Origin of the sequence: Achromobacter sp. RTa (genome assembly GCF_000757485.1) — a bacterium.
In the GTDB taxonomy this organism is placed as follows: Bacteria; Pseudomonadota; Gammaproteobacteria; order Burkholderiales; family Burkholderiaceae_B; genus Achromobacter.
This window is the reverse complement of record NZ_JPYO01000046.1, coordinates 427,213-446,383: the sequence shown is the minus strand read 5'-3', so window position 1 is coordinate 446,383 and position 19,171 is coordinate 427,213. Positions and strand designations below refer to the sequence as shown.

The window sequence follows — 19,171 nt, the reverse complement described above, 5'->3', positions numbered from 1 at the left end:
CCTTACATCCGGAGAATTCCACCATGTCCACCCTATCCGAAGCAGGCGAAAGCCAGATCGAAACCGTCGTGGTCCCGCGCACGAGCGACCTGGGCGGCTTTTCCGTCCGGCGGGCCATCCCGTCGGCGCAGCGCCGCACGGTCGGTCCTTTCGTCTTTCTCGACCACATGGGCCCCGTCGAGTTCGCCCCGGGCTCCGGCATAGACGTGCGCCCGCATCCCCACATCGGCCTGTCCACGGTGACCTATCTGTACGAAGGGTCGATGGTGCACCGCGATGGCGCGGGACATACGCAGACCATTCTGCCCGGCGAGGTCAACTGGATGACGGCGGGCCGCGGCATCGTGCATTCCGAGCGTTCTTCGCCGGAAAGCCGCCAGGCCGCGCAGCGGCTCTGTGGCCTGCAGATCTGGGTCGGCCTGCCCAAGACCCACGAGGAAACCGATCCGGGCTTCACGCACTACGGGCTGGACGCGCAGCCGGTCATCGAAGGCGAGGGCGTGCGCGCCCAGGTCGTCGCGGGCTCGCTCTTCGGCAAGACTTCCGGCGTGAAGACGCTGTCGCCGCTGTTCTACGGCGACATGCAATTGCAGGCGGGCGCCACCATGGTCCTGCCGGCCGAGCACGAAGAGCGCGCGGCCTATCTGGCGCAAGGCAGCGTCGAGATCGATGGGCAGGAGTTCGAAAGCGGCCGCTTGGTGGTGTTCGCCCCGGGCCGCCCCGTGCAGATCCGGGCCAAGACCGCCGCGCGCTTCGCGGTGCTGGGCGGCGAGCCCCTGGACGGTCCGCGCTTCATCTGGTGGAACTTCGTATCCAGCAGCAAGGACCGGATCGAACAGGCCAAGCAGGATTGGCAGCGCAGCCGTTTCGACCAGGTCGTGCCCGGCGACGAGACCGAGTACATCCCCTTGCCCGAGCCGCGCGCCTGAGCCTGGCAGACCGCCGCGCACGCCTGGCGCGGCGGTATGATGCGCCTCCCGACCCCAACAACAAACCGGGATGGAGACACTATGCAACGCTACACCCTCAACGCGCTGCGCGGCCTGGCCGCGCTGGCGCTGATCCAGGGCGCCTCTTCGGCGCTCGCCGCCGGTTATCCGGCCAAGCCCATCACCTTCATCGTTCCCTATACGGCGGGCGGCACCACCGACTTGGTGGCGCGCACTGCGGGGCAGAAAGTGGCCGAAAAGCTGGGCCAGCCCGTCATCGTGGAAAACCGTCCCGGCGCGGGCGGCAATATCGGCATGGACGCGGTGGCGAAGGCCGCTCCGGACGGCTACACGATCGGCTTTGGCGCGATCTCCACCAACGCGCTGAATCCGTTCGTCTATCCGTCCATGCCTTTCGATCCCACCAAGGATTTCACGGGCGTCAGCATGCTGGGCGCATCCACCGTGGTGCTGGAGACCGGTCCGGCCCTGAAGGTAGGCAGCGTGAAGGACCTGGTCGCATACGCCAAACAGCATCCGGGCACGTCCTTCGGCACGCCGGGCACGGGCACGTCCATGCACCTGGCGGGGGTGATGTTCGACCAGTTGACCGGCGCGGGCATGCAGCACATTCCGTACAAGGGCAGCGCGCAGGCGCTGAACGATCTGCTGGGCGGGCATTTGCCCGTGATGTTCGACAATCTGCCGGCGTCGCTGCCGCACATCAAGGCGGGCAAGGTGCACGCACTGGCGGTCACCGGCAGCAAGCGCGCGCCGGCGTTGCCGGACGTTCCCACGCTGGCCGAGCTGGGCTTTGAGGCGGCGGTGGTGGATCCCTGGTTCGCGGTCTACGGCCCGGCGAAGATGCCGCCCGAGGCGACCAAGGCGCTAAGCGAGGCCTTCCAATGGGCCTTGGGCCTGCCGGAAGTGAAGAGCAAGCTGGAGCAGGCGGGCTTCATGCCCTACGGGTCCACTCCCCAGGAAGTGGAGCGCCTGACCAAGAGCCAGCATGAGGCCTTCAAGGCGCTGTCGCAGAAGGTGAAGTTGGCTGTGGATTGAGGGGGGGCAGATACCAGGGCGGGGGTGGCTTATGTTGTTTGGTGTCAGACACCCGTGGAGCGTTGGCGTAAGGCGCTGAGCGTCTCGTAGGGGTGTCTGACACCTTGAGAAGCCGTACCAGGCGTCTGGCACCTGAGAAGCCGTACCAGGCGTCTGGCACCTGAGAAGACCTGCCAGGTGTCTGGCACCTGAGAAGCCCTGCCAGGTGTCAGACACCCCTACGAGACAACCTTCAATCTGAACCGCCGCCACCCGGGTGTCTGACACCCACCGCCAGCACAAAACCTACCTCCCCCGGGCATAAGCCTGCTCACGCCGCTCCTCCAGCGCCTCTCTCCGGATAAAGTCGCGCACGAAGGCATTCGCCGGATGATGGTGCAGGTTATAGGGGGTGTCCCATTGCGCGATGCTTCCCTTGGACATGATGCCGATACGGTCGGCGATGGCGAAGGCTTCGGCCTGGTTGTGCGTGACCAGGATGGCGGTGTGCCCTGTCGTCTTGAGGATGTCGCGGACTTCAAAGGCCAGGCGTTCGCGCGTATCCACGTCCAGGTTGGAGAACGGCTCGTCCAGCAGCAGCAGGTCGGGCGAGGGCGCCAGCGCGCGTGCGAGCGCGACGCGCTGTTGCTGGCCGCCGGAGATCTCGTGCGGATAGCTGTTTGCGGCATGCGCCAGCCCCACCAGCTCCAGCATTTCCTCGACGCGGCGGGCGCGGTCGGCCCGCGTCATCTTGCGCAGCCCGAACGCCACGTTCAACGCGACAGTCAGGTGCGGGAATAGCGCGTAGTCCTGGAACATCATGCCGACGCGGCGCAGTTCCGGCGCCACTTGCACGGTGGGCGAGGAAATGACAGTGCCGTCCAGCAGGATGCGTCCCGCGCGCACCGGTTCGAAGCCGGCGATGGCGCGCAGCACGGTGGTCTTGCCGCAGCCGGATTCCCCCAGCAGGCAGCCGATATGCCCCACGGGCAAACCCAGCGTCAGGTCCTGCACCACGGGCTTCGGGCCAGCGGGAGTGTCGTAGGCCAGGGAAAGGTGATCGAGTTCTAACAGATCGGGCACGATGATCAATGTCCCATTTTCAGATTGGTCCGCGCCAGCAGGATGACGGGCAGCAGGCCCGCCAGCACGATGGCCAGCGCCGCCACGGCGCCTTCTTCGTATGTGCCGCGGGCGGCTTCCGCGTACAGCCAGGTGGCAAGGGTGTCGAAATTCATGGGCCGCAGCAGCAGCGTGGCGGGCAGTTCCTTCATGGCGTCCACGAACACCAGCAGCGCGCTGGCCGCGAGGGCGGGGCGCAGCAGCGGCAGGTGCACGCGGCGCAGCGTGCCCGCCGAGCTTTCGCCCAGCAGGCGCGACGCCTGTTCCAGCGATGGCGGTATGCGGGCCAGGCCGGCTTCCAGCGCGCCGGTGGAGATCGCGAGGAAGCGGATGGCGTAGGCGCAGACCAGCGCGCCCATCGAGCCCATCAGGAACAGGCCCGTGCCGCCGAACACCTTGGCGACAGCCGCGTCGATCCAGACGAAAGGCGTCAGCAGGCCGATGGCCAGCACGGTTCCCGGCACCGCATAGCCCAGGCTGGCGATGCGGGCGCAGGCGCGTCCGGGATTGAAGCCGGCGCTTTCGCGCAGCGTGCGCCCGGCCCAGGCCACGATCAGCCCGCACAGCAGGGTGACCACCGTGGCGCTGAAGGCCACGATCAGCGTATTGCTCAGGCCGTTGATCAATTGGTCGGACACGCCGCCGACCAGATGCAGGCGCTTGTAGGTTTCCACGACGAGATACAGCGCGGGGGCGGCGAAGCCCACTAGCACCGGGATCCATCCCAGCACCGCCGCGGCGGCGGCCGCAGGGCCATGCAGGCGGCGCGCCTGCATGGGGCGCATGCGCTGCGTGTTGGCATAGCGCTGGCGCTTGCGTCCGTGGCGTTCGAGCAGGATCAGCCCGATCACGATCGCCAGCATGGTGAGCGCGATCTGGGCGGCGCCCGCCAGGTCAGACCGCGTGACCCAGGTGGTGTAGACCGAGACGGTCAGCGTCTGCACGCCCAGGAATTCGGAAGCGCCGATGTCGTTCAGGGTTTCCAGCAACGCCAGGCTGACGCCGACCACGATGGCGGGCCGGGCCAGGGGCAGGGCGACGCGGAAGAAGACCGCCACGCGGCCGGCCCCCAGCGTGCGGGCGGCCTCGAGCAGGCTGGCGGCCTGCGTCATGAACATGACGCGGGTGCTGAGGTATACATAGGGATACAGCACGAAGCCCAGCACGAAGATCGCGCCATGGATCGAACGCAGGTCGGGCAGGCGGAACTGGCGCGGGCTGTCGTAGCCCAGCAGCGCGCGGATGGCGGTCTGTATCGGGCCGATGGGATGGAGCAGGTCCAGGTAGGCGAAGGCGATGATGTAGGTGGGCACCGCCAGGGGCAGCAGCAGCGCCCAGGTCAGGACGCGGCGGGTAGGGAAGTCGTAGGCGGTCACGAGCCATGCCGCGCCCGTGCCCAGCAGCGTGACCAGCACCCCGACGCCGGCCAGCAGCATGGCGGTATTCGCCAGCGCCTGGGGCAGGACGTAGCTGGCAAGATGCTGCCAGTGGGCGAGTTCGCCGCCCAGCGCCCACCAGCCCAGCGTCAGGACGGGCGCCAATACGGCCAGCGCGATCAGGGCGGCGCCGGCCAGCCAGCCGGCCCCGCGTTCAGTCCAGCGCAGACGCAGCGGCCGGGGCAAGGAATCTGTGTGCATGCTTCAAAGTCGATTGCATCAATGGCAAGGCCTGCTTCCCCGGAAAGCAGGAAGCAGGCCCTGCGCGCGGATCTCAAGATCATCCGCGCGTTTGTCACTGCCGCATGGCGTGACCGCGCCGCAATGCGCCGCGGCCCATGGGCTTATCAGTTGTCGAAACCGACCTTGTCCACCAGTTCGCTGGCCTGCTTGCGGTGCTTGGCGATCTCGGTCAGGGGCAGCGGGTCCACCTTCAGTTCGCCGAAGCTGGCGATCACGGGGTCGAGCTTCACGCCCTTGCGGACGGGGTATTCGTAGTTGGCCTGCGCGTACAGGGCCTGGGCGGGTTCGGACACCAGGAAGTCCAGCAGCTTCACCGCGTTGGCCTTGTTGGGCGCGTGGGCCGCAACGGCGGCGCCGCTGACGTTCACGTGCGTGCCGCCGCTCTTGGCATTGGCGAAGGTCGGGCGGATGACCTTGATGGCGTCGCCCCACTTGCGGGCGTCGGTGCCGGGCTCGGCGTTCTTCATGTGACCGACGTAGTAAGCGTTGGCCAGGCCGATGTCGCAGATGCCGCCCAGGATGTCGCGAGCCACGTCGCGGTCGCCGCCGGCGGCCTTGCGGGCCAGGTTGGCCTTGACGCCGCGTAGCCACTTCTCGGTGGCTTCCGCGCCGTCATGCGCGATCATGGAGGCGACCAGCGCGGTGTTGTAGGGGTGCTGGCCGGAGCGGATGCAGACCTTGCCCTTCCATTTCGGGTCGGCCAGGTCTTCGTAGCGGAAGCTTTCGAGCTTCAGGTCCTTTTCCACGTACAGCACGCGGTCGCGCAGCGACAGGGCGTACCACTTGCCATCGGCGCCGCGCAGGTTGGCGGGGATGACCGACTCCAGGGTCTGCGACTTGATGGATTGGGTCACGCCGCCGTCCACCAGGTCCAGCAGGTTGCCGATGTCCACGGTCATGAGCACGTCGGCGGGCGATTTGGCGCCTTCGGCCTTGACGCGTTCCAGCAGGCCGTCCTTGACGAAGACCGTGTTGACCTTGATGCCGCTTTCCTTCGTGAAGGCGTCGAGCAGGGGTTGGATCAGCTTGGGCTCGCGGGTCGTGTACAGGCTGACTTCCTCGGCGGCGTGGGCCGGCACGGCGAAGGCGGCGGCGCCAGCCAGCGCCAGGGCGCGCAGCAGCGAATTCAATTGGGGACGCTTGGTCATGACGAAGTGCTCCGGCTAGGGCTGCAGCGGAAAAGCGCGGCGGGGCGCGGGTTCCGCTGCTTAAAAAGCGGTCTGCTAACGAAAATGATTATCAAATTGGCATGCGACGATAACAGGAAGCCTTGCGCCGTTCAACTACTAGTAAGTCTAGGGTTCTTGCCCTTGATCCCCATCAATACGGCATAAGGGTATTACGGAATAATGAGAGCAGTTATCAACGAGACCTTGTAGAATAGGGTCAACCCTAATGCCGCCCGCGCCTTTTTTGCGGTGCGGAACGACCTCGCGATGCGAAGCCGGCCCCGCCTGGAAACCAGACCCGTCCGACTCTGTCTCGCCCTTACTTCATACAACATGGCTGCTTTCAACACTGAGCGCGTATTGAGCGTGCACCACTGGAACGACACCCTGTTTTCCTTTACCACGACGCGTGACGCGGCCTTGCGGTTCCACAACGGCCACTTCGTGATGATCGGCCTGGAAGTCGAAGGCAAGCCCCTGCTGCGGGCCTACAGCATCGCCAGCGCGAACTACGAAGAAAATCTCGAATTCCTCAGCATCAAGGTGCAGAACGGCCCGCTGACGTCGCGCCTGCAGCACCTGAAGGAAGGCGACACCATCCTGGTCAGCCGCAAGCCCGTGGGCACCCTGGTCGTGGACGACCTGAAGCCCGGCAAGCACCTGTTCCTGTTCGGCACCGGCACCGGCCTGGCGCCGTTCATGAGCATCATCAAGGATCCGGACGTCTACGAACGCTTCGAGAAGGTCATCCTGGTGCACGGCGTGCGCTGGGTCAGCGAACTGGCCTACGCCGACTTCATCGAGAAGGAACTGCCGAACAACGAATTCTTCGGCGACGTGGTCCGCGAGAAGCTCGTGTACTACCCGACGGTCACGCGCGAGCCGTTCCGCAACCAGGGCCGCATCACGGAACTGATGGAAAACGGCAAGCTCTGCGCAGACATCGGCATTCCCCAGATCAATCCCGAAACCGACCGCGCGATGATCTGCGGCAGCCCGCATATGCTGGCCGACATCAGCGCCATGCTGGACAAGCGCGGCTTCACGGTGTCTCCGGGCGTAGGCCAGCCGGGCGACTACGTCGTGGAACGGGCGTTCGTGGACAAATAAGCCGCAGCGCCGCTTCGCTCGAACGAAAACCCATCGCCATGCGATGGGTTTTTTGTTTGGGGGCGCGAAACCTCCCATGCTGTGATGCAGCTAAGGGTTAGCCCCTGCTGTCGCCGGCCTGAAGCCTGTTCCTATAATCCGTCCATAACATAAACAATATGTCCACAATATGGAAGGATGAACAGAGATGCCAATCGACCGGCCTGACGCTGAACCCTTGACCCCGTACCAGTACCCGAATCCTCCGGAAGCCTCGCCCGAGATCGTGATCCCGCAGGCGGTGCCTGCCGACGAAAGGCTGTGGGTGCCGCAGGCCGAAAACGTGTGGTTCCGCCCGCTCTGTCTGAACGCCAGCCAGGGCTACTGGACGAATCTGCTGCGGGTGCGCAAGTCGGGTGTCCTCAGCCGCCATCGCCATCCGCAGGCCGTGCATGGCTTTGTGCTGAAAGGCCGCTGGCGGTACCTGGAGCATGACTGGGAAGCGATCGAAGGCAGCTATGTATTCGAGCCGCCGGGCGAGACGCACACGCTGTACGTGCCGCCGGACGTCGAGGAAATGATCACGTATTTCCAGGTGAACGGCGTCATGTACTACACCGACCCCTGGGGCAAGGGCATGGGATACGAAGACGTCTTCACCAAGATCGACATGTGCCGCAAGCACTTCATCGACGTCGGTCTGGGCGAAGACTACGTGAAGCAATTCATCCGCTGACCGTGGGGGGCCGTAGCGGCCCCGACAGCGGTTTCCGCCACCCACCCGCAGCAAAAAAACCATACCGGAGACACAATGAAACGTCGCGCGTTCAATCGCTGCATTCTCTCTGCGCTCATCGGCGGCGCCGCCGCGCTGGCCGCCATTCCGGCGGCCAGCGCCCAGAACTTTCCCGGCCGGGCCATCGAGCTCGTCGTGCCCTTTGCCGCGGGCGGGGGCACCGACGCGATGGCGCGGGCCATGAGCGATGCCTCGCGCACGCACCTGTCGCAGCCCATCGTGGTGCTCAACAAGCCAGGCGCCGCCGGCGGCATCGGGTTGACGGAAGTGGCCAACAGCAGCCCCGACGGCTACAAGCTGGCGCTGGTGACGGCGGACATGGTGATCATCCCGCACCTGGGCCTGACCAAGACGACCTACGAGAAATTCACGCCCATCATCCAGCTCAACGCCGATCCGTCGGCGATCACGGTCAGCGCCGATTCTCCGTACAACACCATCGAGGAGTTCCTGGCCGCGGCGCGCGCCAAGCCGGAAAGCCTGCAGATGGGCAATGCGGGCATCGGCTCGATCTGGCACCTGGCCGCGGCCGCGCTGGAGGACAAGACGGGGGCCAGGTTCAATCACATCCCGTTCAACGGCGGCAATCCTGCGGTGCTGGCCCTGCTTGGCGGCCACATCGACGCGGTGGCCGTCAGCCCCGCCGAAGTCATGCAGTACGTGAAGGCCGGCAAGCTCAAGCCCCTGGCGGTCATGGCCGATGAACGCGTGCCGGGGTTCGAGAACGTGCCCACGCTGAAGGAACGCAATATAGATCTGTCCATCGGCACCTGGCGCGGCATCGCCGCGCCCAAGGGCACGCCGCAGCCCGTGCTGGACACGCTGGGCGCCGCCTTTCGCAAGGCCGCCGCGGAAGGCAGCCTGAAGCGATTCATGGCCGAACAGAACCTGGGGTACGTGGTGGCGGACCAGCAGACCTTCACCGCGCTGATGGAGCGGGATAATGCGACCTTCAAGGGGTTGATCGAAAAGTTCGGCATGCGTCCATAGATCGCCCGCCACACCACAAGGAGCAGAAGATGGATCTGGGTATCGAAGGCAGGACCGCCCTGGTTGGGGGCGCCAGCAAGGGCTTGGGCTATGGCTGCGCGCTGGCGCTGGTGCGCGAAGGGGTGAACGTGGTGATCGTCGCCCGCGGCGCCGAGGCTCTGGAGGCCGCGCGCGAGCGCCTGCTGGAGGAGCGTTCACGCAGCGGCGGCTTCGTGAAAGCCGTGGCCGCGGACATCACCACGCCGCAGGGCCGCGACGCGGTCTTCGCGGCGCATCGCGACTATGACATCGTGGTCACCAACGCGGGCGGGCCGCCGCCCGGCGACTTCCGCGACTGGGACCGGCAAGCCTGGTTGAGCGCGGTCGAGGCGAACATGCTCACGCCTATCGAACTCATCAAGGCCACGGTGGACGGCATGGCCGCGCGCGGCTTCGGGCGCATCGTCAACATCACGTCCAGCTCGGTGAAATCGCCCATCGACATCCTGGGCCTGTCCAACGGCGCGCGCAGCGGCTTGACCGGCTTCGTGGCGGGGGTGGCGCGCAGCAGTATCGCGGCCCGCGGGGTGACCATCAACAACCTGCTGCCCGGCGCTTTCGCGACCGACCGCCTGGCGTCGAGCCTGGCGGCCTCGGCGGCCAAGGCGGGGCAGGGCGTCGACGCGCTGCGCGCTGCGCGCGAGGCCGCCATTCCCGCCAAGCGCTTCGGCAACGCCGAAGAGTTCGGCGCCATCTGTGCCTTCCTGTGCAGCGTGCACGCGGCGTACGTCACGGGCCAGAACGTGCTGGCCGATGGCGGCGCCTATCCCGGTACTTTCTGAGCGAGCAGGCATGACGTTCAAAGCGGATCTATTCGCAGGCAAGACGGCGCTGGTCACCGGCGCCACTCAGGGCATCGGCGCGGCGGTCGCCAACCGGCTCGCCTCGCTGGGGGCGCGCACCATCGCCGCGGGCCTGCCATCGCAGGCCGATGAGTTGAACCCAGGCATCGAAGCTCGGTTCGGCGACGTGAGCCGCGCGGACGACGTCGAGCGGCTGCTCGAGGGCCTGGACGAGCTGGACATCGTGGTCAACTGCGCCGGCGTGATCCGCCGCGGGGCGGAGCACGACCCGGCGGTGTTCGAGCAGGTGGTGGCCGTCAACCTGACCGGCACCATGCGCGTATGCAGCGCCGCGCGCGACCGCCTGGCGCGGCGCGCGGGCTGCATTGTGAACACGGCCTCCATGCTGAGTTTCTTCGGCGGCTCGCTCGTGCCGGCCTATGCCGCCAGCAAGGGCGGCGTGGCGCAATTGACCAAGTCGCTGGCGCTGGCCTATGCCGCGGACGGCGTCCGCGTCAATGCCGTGGCGCCGGGATGGATCGCGACGCCGCTGACCCAGGCATTGCAGGACGACCCCCAGCGTTCGGGGCCCATCCTGCAGCGCACTCCGCTCGGGCGCTGGGGCCGGCCGGAGGACGTGGCGGACGGCGTTGCATTCCTGTGCGCGCCCGCGGCCGCTTTCATGACGGGCGTGATCCTTCCGATCGACGGCGGCTACCTGGCGGCCTGACGGCCTTCATGCACGCCGGCCGGCGTTTGCGGGGATAATGGCGAAGTCGCCCGCCAGCGCGGCGCGGCCTCGCTTATCCAGTCCGTCAGACTACGCCACGCTTTCCGCCATGCCAGAATCCCAGTCCGTTTCCAGGCCGCCCGCCGCGCAGGTGGCGGGGACAGCCGCCTTCTCGAAGTTCATGCATGTATTGCAGGTGGTGGCGGACACGCCCGAATCCATGACGGTGGCCGAACTCAGCAAGGTCAGCGGCTACCCGCGGCCCACCGTCTACCGCACCGTGGCCGCGCTGGTCGCCGAGCGGCTGCTGGCCGAACATCCCGGCACAGGCAAGCTCACGCTGGGCCCGCGCCTGATCCAGCTGGCCAGCCGCAGCTGGGGGCGGTCCGAGATGCGCCTCGCCGCAGTCGAGGACCTGAAGCGCCTGCGCGACGTTACCGGCGAAACCGTGCACCTGGCCGTGCCCAACGGGCCGCACATGGTCTATATAGAGAAGCTGGAAAGCCCCAGCGTGGTGCAGATGAATTCACGCATCGGCACCAACGTCTCCATGCACTCGACGGCGGTAGGCAAGGCCTATCTGGCCATGCTGGACGAGGCGGGGCTGCAGGCCGCGCTGGAGCTGCTGCCGCAGCCCTTTGCGCTGCACCCGCCCAATACGGTGAAAAACATGGCGGACCTGCGCCTGCAGCTGGAGCGCGTGCGCGAACGGGGCTGGGCCGCGGACGAAGAAGAGAACGAGGCCGGGATCCATTGCTTCGGCGCGCCCATCTACGGACAGAACGGCATGCCGGTGGCGGCCATCAGCGTCAGCACGCTGCGTTTCCGCCAGAAGCCCGATACCGCTTCGGCCTATGTCGCGCCGCTGCTGGAGGCCTGCCGCTCCATCACGCAGCGCATCGCCGGCAGCCCCATGCTGTCGGCCAGCGACGCGCTGTAGCGGCGCCCTGGCCTCCCGGGGCCGCCGCTTACTCGGGCTGGATGCCCGCTTTCTTAATGATGCCGCCCCATTTCTTCGATTCCGCTTGCTGGAACTGCGCGAGTTCGGTGGGCGTGGAGGTGGCGGGGTCCGTGCCCGTCTGTGTATAGAACTGCTTGGCGGGCGCGGTCTGCGTGGCTTTCACCAGCAATTCGTTCAGGCGCTTGACCACGTCGGGCGGCGTGCCGGCGGGCGCGTAGGCGGCAAACCAGTAACCCATCTCGTAGCCCGGCACGCCCGATTCGGCGATGGTGGGGACGTCCGGCGCCAGCGCGGACCGTGCCTGGCCGGTCACGCCCAGGGCGCGCAGCTTGCCCGACTTGACCTGGGGCAGGCCGGTGGCGGTGTCGGTGATCATCATGTCGATCTGGCCGCCCAGCAGGTCGGTGATCGCCAGCGGATTGCTCTTGTACGGCACGTGCAGCAACTGGATGTTCGCCATCTGCTGCAGCAGTTCCCCGGCAATGCGGCTGCTGGAGCTGCCGCTGCCGAAACTCAGCTTGCCCGGCTGCTGCTTGGCCTGCGCCAGGAATTCACCGACGGTCTTGGCGGGCGAATTGGGATTGACCACCATGATCTGGCCGCCTTTGCCCAGCAGCGTCAGCGGCGCGTAGTCCTTGACGGGGTCGTACGTGAGGCTCTTGTACAGATGTTCGTTGGCGGCGTGCGTGGTGTTGGTGGTGATCAGCACCGTGTAGCCGTCCGGAGCCGCGCGGGCGCCCGCGGCCGCGCCGATCATGGCGCTGGCGCCGGGCTTGTTTTCGATGACCACGGCCTGGCCGGTCTGTTCGGTGACGCCTTGTCCGATCGCGCGCCCGATCTGGTCGGTGGCGCTGCCGGCCGCGAAGGGCACGATGAAGGTGATGGGCTTCGTGGGGAACTGGGCCAGCGCCGGCAAGGGAAGGGCCGCGGCCACCAGCAGGGCCAGGCGGCCCTTGAAAGCGATGCGCATGTGTGTCTCCTGTGGTGTTTTTATGGGGAACTGAAATCAGGCGGCCGCGGGACGGTCGCCGGGTATGTCTGGCAGCCGGCTGGCCAGCGCGGGGCTGACCTCCACCGTCATGTCCAGCAATCTGAAGGACAGGCTCTTGCCGTGCGTGTCTAGGTTCAGGGCGTCGTTGACGCCGCCGTCCAGCACGCCCTCGAGCACGAAGTTCATCGCATGCAGCATCGGCAGCGCGTAGCGTGTCACGCGCCGGGGATGGCGGTAGGCGAACCAGGCCGCGACGCGCTCCTCGGTCACTTGCGCCGCCAGCACTTCGTAGCACTCCGGATCCCAGGCGATGAGGCTGAGATTCGAGATGTCGCCCTTGTCTCCGGAGCGGCTGTGGCCGAGGCGGTAGAGGGGAACGGAAATCGATCGGGGGCTCATTGCGCGGCCTCCTCCAGGAAGGTCCAGCCGCTGGGCACGGCGGCGCGGGGCAGGGTGCAGGACATCATGTTCAGGCGAGGCCGCAGCGCGGTGCGCACGCCGCCGCCGCCGGCCGGGCCGCAGGTGTAAAGCGCATTGACTTCGCGCAGCACGCTCTCGGCCAGCTTGCGGTCCTGGTGTTCCGTGGCGATGCGCAGCCGCACGTCGCGCGCAAGGCCTTCGGGCAGGGCGCGGCGCATCTCGCCCGCATCGTCGGCAAGGATGCTGATGGCGCCGATCAGGTCGGCCCGCAGGCGCAGCGCCGGGTCCACGCGCTTGCGCACGATGTCGGCCGCCAGGCGGGCGCGCGCCTCGGCCTGCACTCCCGCATAGGAGATTTCGGCTTCCGCCAGCCAGCCTCCGCGGTAGCAGACATTGACCTTGAGCTCGTCCGGGCGCGCATGGCCCGTAACGCCGCGCACCGCCACGCGGTCCGCGCCCAGCTCGGCCACGCTGGCCCGGCTGAGGTCCGCGACCACGTCGGGCGTCAGATAGCGCGCGGGGTCATGCACTTCATACAGCAGCTGTTCCTTGACGGTGCGCGCATCGACCATGCCGCCGGTGCCGTCGGCCTTGCCGATGACGAATTCGCCGTCTTCGTGGATCTCGGCGATGGGAAAGCCGGCGGCGTGCACGTCCGGCACGTCCTTCAGGCCCGGCACGCAGAAATAGCCGCCCGTCACCTGCAGGCCGCATTCCAGCATGTGGCCGGCCATCGTGGCCCGGCCCAGGCGGGGCCAATCGTCCAGGCTCCAGCCGAAGTGGGCAAGCGCAGGGCCCAGCGTCAGCGAGGGGTCCGCCACGCGGCCCGCCACCACGATCTGGGCGCCGGCGGACAGGGCCTGCGCGATCTCGGCCGCGCCCAGATAGGCGTTGGCGCTGACCACGTCCAGCCCGTCCAGCGCGCCGCCCAGGCGCTGGCGCAGCAGGTCCCGTTGCGACGCGCTGGCCAGCGCATCGCCATGGACCACCGCGATGCGGGGAGGGGGCAGGCCCTGTTGGCGGGCGAGTTCGGCAATGCGCCGGGCGGCGCCGGAAGGATTGGCTGCGCCGAAGTTGCCGACGATGCTGATGCCGTGGCGCAGGCAGTCGCCCAGCACCGGCCCGACCAATTCGTCCAGCAGCGGCTCATAGCCGCGCGCCGGATCCTCGTTGCGGGCCAGTTGCGCCAGCGCCAGCGTGCGCTCGGCCAGCGTTTCGAAGATCAGCGCGCCGCCGCCGCGGGCGGCCAGCGTGCGCACCACGGCCGCGGCGCCGTCGCTGCGGTCTCCGGAGAAGCCGGAGGCGCAGCCGATGAGCAGGGGGGATTGGGGCATGAGGGGCCTGGGTCTGTGCGTGAAGAGGTGTCCGGAATCACTATAGGCACGGGTAGATGATCAGTAAAATAGAAAGATCGGATCAATTCATAGATAAAACCAATGAATCTGTCTGCCCGCCAACTGCGCGCCTTCGTTGCCCTGGCCGATGAGAAACACTTCACCCGGGCAGCCCAGCGCTGCCATCTCACGCAGCCCGCCTTCAGCGCCTTGATCCGGCAGCTGGAAGACAGCGCCGGCCTGCGGCTGTTCGACCGCAACACCCGGCACGTGGAGCTGACGGCCGAGGGCCGGGTCCTGGACGCCACGGCCCGCCGGCTGCTGGCCGACATGGAGCTCGTCATGGGCGATCTGCGCGACCATGCGGCCCGCAGGCGCGGGCGGGTGGCGCTTGCGGCCTTGCCTTCATTGGCCGCGGGCTGGCTGCCGGAGCTTTTGGCCCGTTTCCGCGACGCCCACCCTGGAATCGCGGTCGACCTGCGGGATGCCTTGCTGGATCCCTGCCTGGACATGGTGCATGGGGGGCAGGTGGACTTCGCGGTGGCGTCCCGGCGCCCGGACATGAGCGAGCTGGACAGCGAATTCCTGCACGCGGACCGCTACTTCCTGGTGTGCCGCGCCGACCATCCCCTGGCCGGCGCGGGCAAGGTCCGGCTGCGCGATATCCTGCGCTATCCTGTGATCCAGCTTGCGCGCGGCAGCAGCGTGCGCAAGCATCTGGACGAAGCGTTCGGCGCGGATGCGCCGGCGCCGGTGTTCGAGGTGGAACACCTGGCCACGGCAACCGGGCTGGTGCGGGCGGGGCTGGGCATTTCGGTGGTGCCCGCGATGACGCTGTTCCATTTCGGCGGCCCGGACCTGCGCATCGTGCCTTTGGCCGGCAAGGCCCTGACCCGCCCGCTCTACCTGGTGCAGCGCAAGGGCCGCACGCTGTCCGTCGCCGCCCAGGCCCTGTATGACCTGCTGCGGGAACACCGGGGAGATATCGACAGGCCGGGCGGCGTCAACGTACCGTCTGGCACCGGCCCACAGCCAGTGTCTGGCACCGGCCCACAGCCAGTGTCTGACGCGGGCCCACAGCTAGTGTCTGACACCCGTCCAATCCCCGTCACCGCCAACCACCGCCACAAGGGTGTCTGACACCCTGAATCGTCAGTCCGGCCCCACCCAGCAATCCAGCATCCGTCCTACGGCTTCCCGGTACTTTCGCAAATGTCTATTGCTGATTAAACTTCGATAGTTGTAGCTTCTATCCGTCATCTGAAGGATTCCGCCCATGAGCAAGCAAATCATCCACACCGACACCGCGCCCGCCGCGGTCGGCCCTTACTCGCAAGCGGTTGCCGCAAGCGGCACCAAGACTGTCTACCTTTCGGGCCAGATCGGCCTGGAGCCGGGCACCGGCGACCTGGTTTCCGAGAATTTCGACGCCCAGGTGCGCCAGGCGTTCGCCAACATGCAGGAAGTCATCACCGCCGCGGGCGGCACGCTGGACAACGTCGTCAAGCTGACGCTGTTCCTGACCGACCTCGGCAAGTTCACGGCGGCCAACGCCATCATGGCGGAGATCATTCCCCAGCCGTTCCCGGCGCGCTCCACGATCGGCGTGGCCAGCCTGCCCAAGGGCGCCCAGTTCGAGGTCGAGGCCATCCTGGTCCTCTAGGGCGTACCCGGGACGTTTCGAACCAGGGGTTCGTTCTTTCATGCCGGCCGCGGCCGCGGCTTCCAAGCGATCCGGCGCCGACACCAAAGGCGCCGGCAAGGCCATGACGGATACGGAGCGCAAGCTCCGTAACCTGGGTCTGGTGCTGCCCGAGGATTTCGTGCTGCACCTGCCGCTGCGCTACGAAGACGAAACCCGTGTCGTGCCCATCAGCTCGCTGAGGCCGGGCTTCGCCGCCCAGGTCGAAGGCGAAATCACCAAATCCGAGGTGCTGTACCGGCCTCGGCGCCAGCTCACTGCCACCTTGGCGGACGATAGCGGCGAACTCCAATTGCGCTGGCTGAATTTCTATCCCAGCCAGCAGAAGCAGGTCAGCGTGGGCAAGCGCCTGCGCGCGCGCGGCGAGGTCCGCGGGGGGCTTTTCGGCCGCGAAATGGTCCACCCCCGCATGACGAACGCGGATGCGCCGCTGCCCACCGCGCTCACTCCCGTGTATCCCAGCACCGAAGGGCTGCCGCAGCTGACCTTGCGCCGCGCCATCGCCCAGGCGCTGGATCGCGCGGACCTGTCCGACACCCTGCCCGACGAAGCGCGCGCGCGTTACGATCTGCCTCCATTCGAACCCGCGATCCGCGCCCTGCACACGCCCGCTCAGGGGGAATCCGAAGCGGCCCTGCTGGACCGCGTGCATCCCGCCTGGCGCCGCATCAAATTCGACGAGCTGCTGGCCCAGCAGCTGTCCCTGGCGGCGGCGCGGGCGGCGCGCCGGATCAAAGAGGCGGAGCCCCTGCCGGTGCGCAACGAACCCGGCGGGCTGGTCGCCAGGCTGTATGAGGCGTTGCCGTTCAAGCTCACGGGGGCGCAGGAGCGGGTGGTCCGGGAAGTTTCCGCTGACCTCGCCAAGCCATATCCCATGCATCGCCTGCTGCAAGGCGACGTCGGCAGCGGCAAGACCGTGGTGGCGGCGATCGCCGCGGCGCAGGCCATCGCCGGCGGCGCCCAGGTTGCGCTGATGGCGCCCACCGAGATCCTGGCGGAACAGCATTTCCGCAAGCTGGTCTCGTGGCTGCAGCCATTGGGCGTGAACGTGGCCTGGCTGAGCGGCAGCCTGAGCGCCAAGGCGCGTCGCGAAGCCGCCGCCGCGGCCGCCGACGGCAGCGTGCAGCTGGTCGTGGGCACGCAGGCGCTGATCCAGGATCACGTCGAATTCCACCGGCTGGGCCTGTCCATCGTCGATGAACAGCACCGCTTTGGCGTGGGGCAGCGCCTGGCCCTCACGCGCAAGGGCGAGACCGTGCGCGGCCGTATCGTGCCGCACCAGCTCAACATGAGCGCCACGCCGATTCCCCGCACGCTGGCCATGACCTTCTTCGCCGACCTGGACGTGTCCGTCATCGACGAACTGCCGCCGGGGCGCACGCCGGTCGTGACCAAGCTGGTGTCGGATGCGCGGCGCGAAGAAGTCATTGCCCATATCGCCCAGGCCGCGCGTGGCGGGCAACAGGCCTATTGGGTCTGTCCGCTGGTCGAGGAAAGCGAGGCGCTGGAACTCCAGACGGCCGTAGACACCTATGAAGGCATGCAGGCGGACCTGCCCGATCTGCGCATCGGATTGGTGCATGGCCGCTTGCCGCAGGCCGAGAAAGCCGCCGTGATGCAGGCGTTCCGCGACGGCGAAGTGGACCTTTTGGTGGCCACCACCGTCATCGAGGTCGGCGTCGACGTGCCGAACGCCTCGCTCATGGTGATCGAGCACGCCGAGCGTTTCGGGCTGGCCCAGTTGCACCAGCTGCGCGGGCGGGTAGGGCGCGGCACCGCCGAATCGGTCTGCGTGTTGCTGTATCAGACGCCGTTGTCGCAGGTGGCCCGCGAACGCCTGCGGGCCATGTTCGAAACTTCCGACGGCTTCGAGATCGCCCGGCGCGACCTGGAACAGCGCGGCCCGGGCGAATTCCTGGGCACCCGCCAATCGGGCATGGCGCTGCTGCGCTTCGCCGACCTGGAAACGGACGCCGCCATCGCCGAGGACGCGCGCGACGCGGCCGTCTGGCTGCGCGCCGAGCATCCGGCGGCCGTCGAGGCCCATCTGGCGCGCTGGATGCGCGGGCGCGAGGATTTCCTGCGCACATGAGCATGCGGCCAGCCATGAACTTCCATCTATCGAGCGCCGGCGATCTTGCCGGCGCGCAACCCGCGGGGGCGTAGTCCACCATGACTCTCACCGAACTCAAGTACATCGTCGCGGTCGCGCGCGAGCGGCACTTCGGCCGCGCGGCCGAGGCCTGTTTCGTCAGCCAGCCCACGCTCTCGGTCGCGATACGCAAGCTGGAAGACGAATTGGGCGTAACCCTGTTCGAGCGCGGCGGCGCCGAAGTGGGCGTCACGCCCATCGGGCAGCGCATCGTGGCCCAGGCCCAGAAGGTGCTGGAAGAAAGCGCCAGCATCAAGGAAATCGCGCGCCAGGGGCACGATCCGCTGGCGGGGCCGCTGCGCGTCGGCGTCATCCACACCATCGGCCCGTACCTGCTGCCCAAGCTGGTTCCCGTGCAGATCGGCCGCACGCCGCAGATGCCGCTGCTGCTGCAGGAAAACTTCACCGTCCGCCTGGTGGAGCTGTTGCGCCAAGGCGAAATCGATTGCGCCATCATGGCCTTGCCGCTGCCCGAAGCCGGCCTGGTGATGCAGCCGCTGTACGACGAGCCCTTCGTCGTGGCCGTCCCCAACGACCACGAACTGGCCCGCCGCCAGGCGATCGACGCGCAGGACCTGAAGCAGCAGACCATGCTGCTGCTCGGCAGCGGCCATTGCTTCCGCGACCAGGTGCTTGAAGTCTGTCCCGAACTGTCGCGCTTCTCGGCCGCCAGTGACGGCATTCAGCGCACGTTCGAGGGCTCCTCGCTTGAAACCATCCGCCACATGGTGGCGGCGGGCATCGGCGTCACCGTCCTGCCCGTGACCGCCGTGCCCGAACATCCCCCCGCCAACAGCCTGCTGCGCTACCTGCCGTTCGAAGGCCAGGTGCCGGAACGCCGCGTGGTCCTGGCGTGGCGCCGCAGCTTCCCGCGCCTGGCCGCCATCGAGGCCTTGGCGCAAGCGGTCTACGCTTGCGAGCTGCCCGGCGTCAGGATGCTGACGGAAGAGGCCGCCGCGGTACAGGATTGATTTGCGGGAGCGTCTGGCATCCTAGTGTCTGACACCCGTTGGCACCAAGTGTCTGACACCCCACGAGAGGCCGCCAAGGCTTGCGATATTGCCGCCCGGGTGTCAGACACAACCTTGGCACGAACTGCCTGACACCCGTTGGCACCAAGTGTCTGACACCCCACGAGAGGCTGCCACTGCTTGCGATATTGCCGCCCGGGTGTCAGACACAACCTTGGCACGAACTGCCTGACACCCGTTGGCGCCAAGTGTCTGACACCCCACGAGAGGCCGCCAC

General features: G+C 67.4%; 18 protein-coding genes. 12 read left to right on the top strand and 6 right to left on the bottom strand.

The window, feature by feature from the left end; all coding sequences use genetic code 11:
* Positions 1 to 23 precede the first annotated feature (23 nt).
* Together JL37_RS29030 and JL37_RS29025 are read left to right on the top strand one after the other, a co-directional pair.
* Positions 24 to 929, top strand: a complete 906-nt coding sequence (locus JL37_RS29030; protein ID WP_043548754.1) for a pirin family protein — start codon at positions 24 to 26, stop codon at positions 927 to 929.
* Positions 930 to 1,010: 81 nt separating this feature from the next.
* The gene (locus tag JL37_RS29025; protein ID WP_043548753.1) at positions 1,011 to 1,988 is read left to right on the top strand and encodes a tripartite tricarboxylate transporter substrate binding protein; all 978 of its coding nucleotides are present in this window, start codon (positions 1,011 to 1,013) and stop codon (positions 1,986 to 1,988) included.
* Positions 1,989 to 2,273: 285 nt separating this feature from the next.
* On the opposite strand, the gene JL37_RS29020 is transcribed toward JL37_RS29025, so the two are convergent.
* The 3 genes from JL37_RS29020 to JL37_RS29010 all read right to left on the bottom strand — a co-directional run bounded on the left by JL37_RS29020 (position 2,274) and on the right by JL37_RS29010 (position 5,916).
* Complete coding sequence (locus tag JL37_RS29020) at positions 2,274 to 3,050, bottom strand: ABC transporter ATP-binding protein (RefSeq protein ID WP_043548883.1); 777 nt, start codon at positions 3,048 to 3,050, stop codon at positions 2,274 to 2,276.
* A 5-nt stretch (positions 3,051 to 3,055) separates the two neighbouring features.
* Complete coding sequence (locus JL37_RS29015; protein WP_043548751.1) at positions 3,056 to 4,726, bottom strand: iron ABC transporter permease; 1,671 nt, start codon at positions 4,724 to 4,726, stop codon at positions 3,056 to 3,058.
* Positions 4,727 to 4,872: 146 nt separating this feature from the next.
* Positions 4,873 to 5,916, bottom strand: coding sequence for a Fe(3+) ABC transporter substrate-binding protein (locus JL37_RS29010; RefSeq protein ID WP_043548749.1), 1,044 nt, complete (start codon positions 5,914 to 5,916; stop codon positions 4,873 to 4,875).
* Between the two features lie 354 nt (positions 5,917 to 6,270).
* On the opposite strand from JL37_RS29010, the gene JL37_RS29005 reads away from it, so the two are divergent.
* The 6 genes from JL37_RS29005 (at position 6,271) to JL37_RS28980 (ending at position 11,303) form a co-directional block, all read left to right on the top strand.
* The gene (locus tag JL37_RS29005) at positions 6,271 to 7,047 is read left to right on the top strand and encodes a ferredoxin--NADP reductase (protein ID WP_043548746.1); all 777 of its coding nucleotides are present in this window, start codon (positions 6,271 to 6,273) and stop codon (positions 7,045 to 7,047) included.
* A 187-nt stretch (positions 7,048 to 7,234) separates the two neighbouring features.
* Positions 7,235 to 7,762 (top strand): 2,4'-dihydroxyacetophenone dioxygenase family protein, encoded by a 528-nt coding sequence (locus JL37_RS29000; protein WP_043548745.1) that lies wholly within the window; start codon positions 7,235 to 7,237, stop codon positions 7,760 to 7,762.
* A 75-nt stretch (positions 7,763 to 7,837) separates the two neighbouring features.
* The gene (locus JL37_RS28995; RefSeq protein WP_043548744.1) at positions 7,838 to 8,812 is read left to right on the top strand and encodes a tripartite tricarboxylate transporter substrate binding protein; all 975 of its coding nucleotides are present in this window, start codon (positions 7,838 to 7,840) and stop codon (positions 8,810 to 8,812) included.
* 29 nt (positions 8,813 to 8,841) lie between these two features.
* The gene (locus tag JL37_RS28990; protein ID WP_043548743.1) at positions 8,842 to 9,633 is read left to right on the top strand and encodes an SDR family oxidoreductase; all 792 of its coding nucleotides are present in this window, start codon (positions 8,842 to 8,844) and stop codon (positions 9,631 to 9,633) included.
* Positions 9,634 to 9,643: 10 nt separating this feature from the next.
* A complete protein-coding gene (locus JL37_RS28985) occupies positions 9,644 to 10,363 on the top strand; it encodes an SDR family NAD(P)-dependent oxidoreductase (protein WP_043548742.1) in 720 nt (239 codons plus the stop codon).
* A 109-nt stretch (positions 10,364 to 10,472) separates the two neighbouring features.
* Complete coding sequence (locus tag JL37_RS28980; RefSeq protein ID WP_043548881.1) at positions 10,473 to 11,303, top strand: IclR family transcriptional regulator; 831 nt, start codon at positions 10,473 to 10,475, stop codon at positions 11,301 to 11,303.
* Positions 11,304 to 11,331: 28 nt separating this feature from the next.
* Here the strand turns inward: JL37_RS28980 and JL37_RS28975 are convergent, their stop codons facing one another.
* From JL37_RS28975 to JL37_RS28965, 3 genes are read right to left on the bottom strand one after another with little or no spacing between them, the layout of a single operon-like run.
* Positions 11,332 to 12,294 (bottom strand): tripartite tricarboxylate transporter substrate binding protein, encoded by a 963-nt coding sequence (locus tag JL37_RS28975; protein WP_043548741.1) that lies wholly within the window; start codon positions 12,292 to 12,294, stop codon positions 11,332 to 11,334.
* Positions 12,295 to 12,330: 36 nt separating this feature from the next.
* The gene (locus JL37_RS28970) at positions 12,331 to 12,714 is read right to left on the bottom strand and encodes a hypothetical protein (RefSeq protein ID WP_043548740.1); all 384 of its coding nucleotides are present in this window, start codon (positions 12,712 to 12,714) and stop codon (positions 12,331 to 12,333) included.
* On the bottom strand, positions 12,711 to 14,069 hold the full coding sequence (locus JL37_RS28965; RefSeq protein WP_043548739.1) for an acyclic terpene utilization AtuA family protein: 1,359 nt from the start codon (positions 14,067 to 14,069) through the stop codon (positions 12,711 to 12,713). The genes JL37_RS28970 and JL37_RS28965 overlap by 4 nt, the downstream gene beginning before the upstream one ends.
* Positions 14,070 to 14,171: 102 nt before the next feature.
* Between JL37_RS28965 and JL37_RS28960 the strand changes: the two genes are divergently transcribed.
* The 4 genes from JL37_RS28960 (at position 14,172) to JL37_RS28945 (ending at position 18,894) form a co-directional block, all read left to right on the top strand.
* The gene (locus JL37_RS28960; protein ID WP_231570453.1) at positions 14,172 to 15,209 is read left to right on the top strand and encodes a LysR family transcriptional regulator; all 1,038 of its coding nucleotides are present in this window, start codon (positions 14,172 to 14,174) and stop codon (positions 15,207 to 15,209) included.
* Between the two features lie 136 nt (positions 15,210 to 15,345).
* Positions 15,346 to 15,732, top strand: a complete 387-nt coding sequence (locus JL37_RS28955; protein ID WP_043548736.1) for a Rid family detoxifying hydrolase — start codon at positions 15,346 to 15,348, stop codon at positions 15,730 to 15,732.
* A gap of 40 nt (positions 15,733 to 15,772) precedes the next feature.
* Positions 15,773 to 17,863, top strand: coding sequence for an ATP-dependent DNA helicase RecG (gene recG, locus JL37_RS28950; RefSeq protein WP_043548734.1), 2,091 nt, complete (start codon positions 15,773 to 15,775; stop codon positions 17,861 to 17,863).
* 80 nt (positions 17,864 to 17,943) lie between these two features.
* A complete protein-coding gene (locus JL37_RS28945; protein ID WP_043548732.1) occupies positions 17,944 to 18,894 on the top strand; it encodes a LysR substrate-binding domain-containing protein in 951 nt (316 codons plus the stop codon).
* The last annotated feature ends 277 nt before the right edge of the window (positions 18,895 to 19,171 follow it).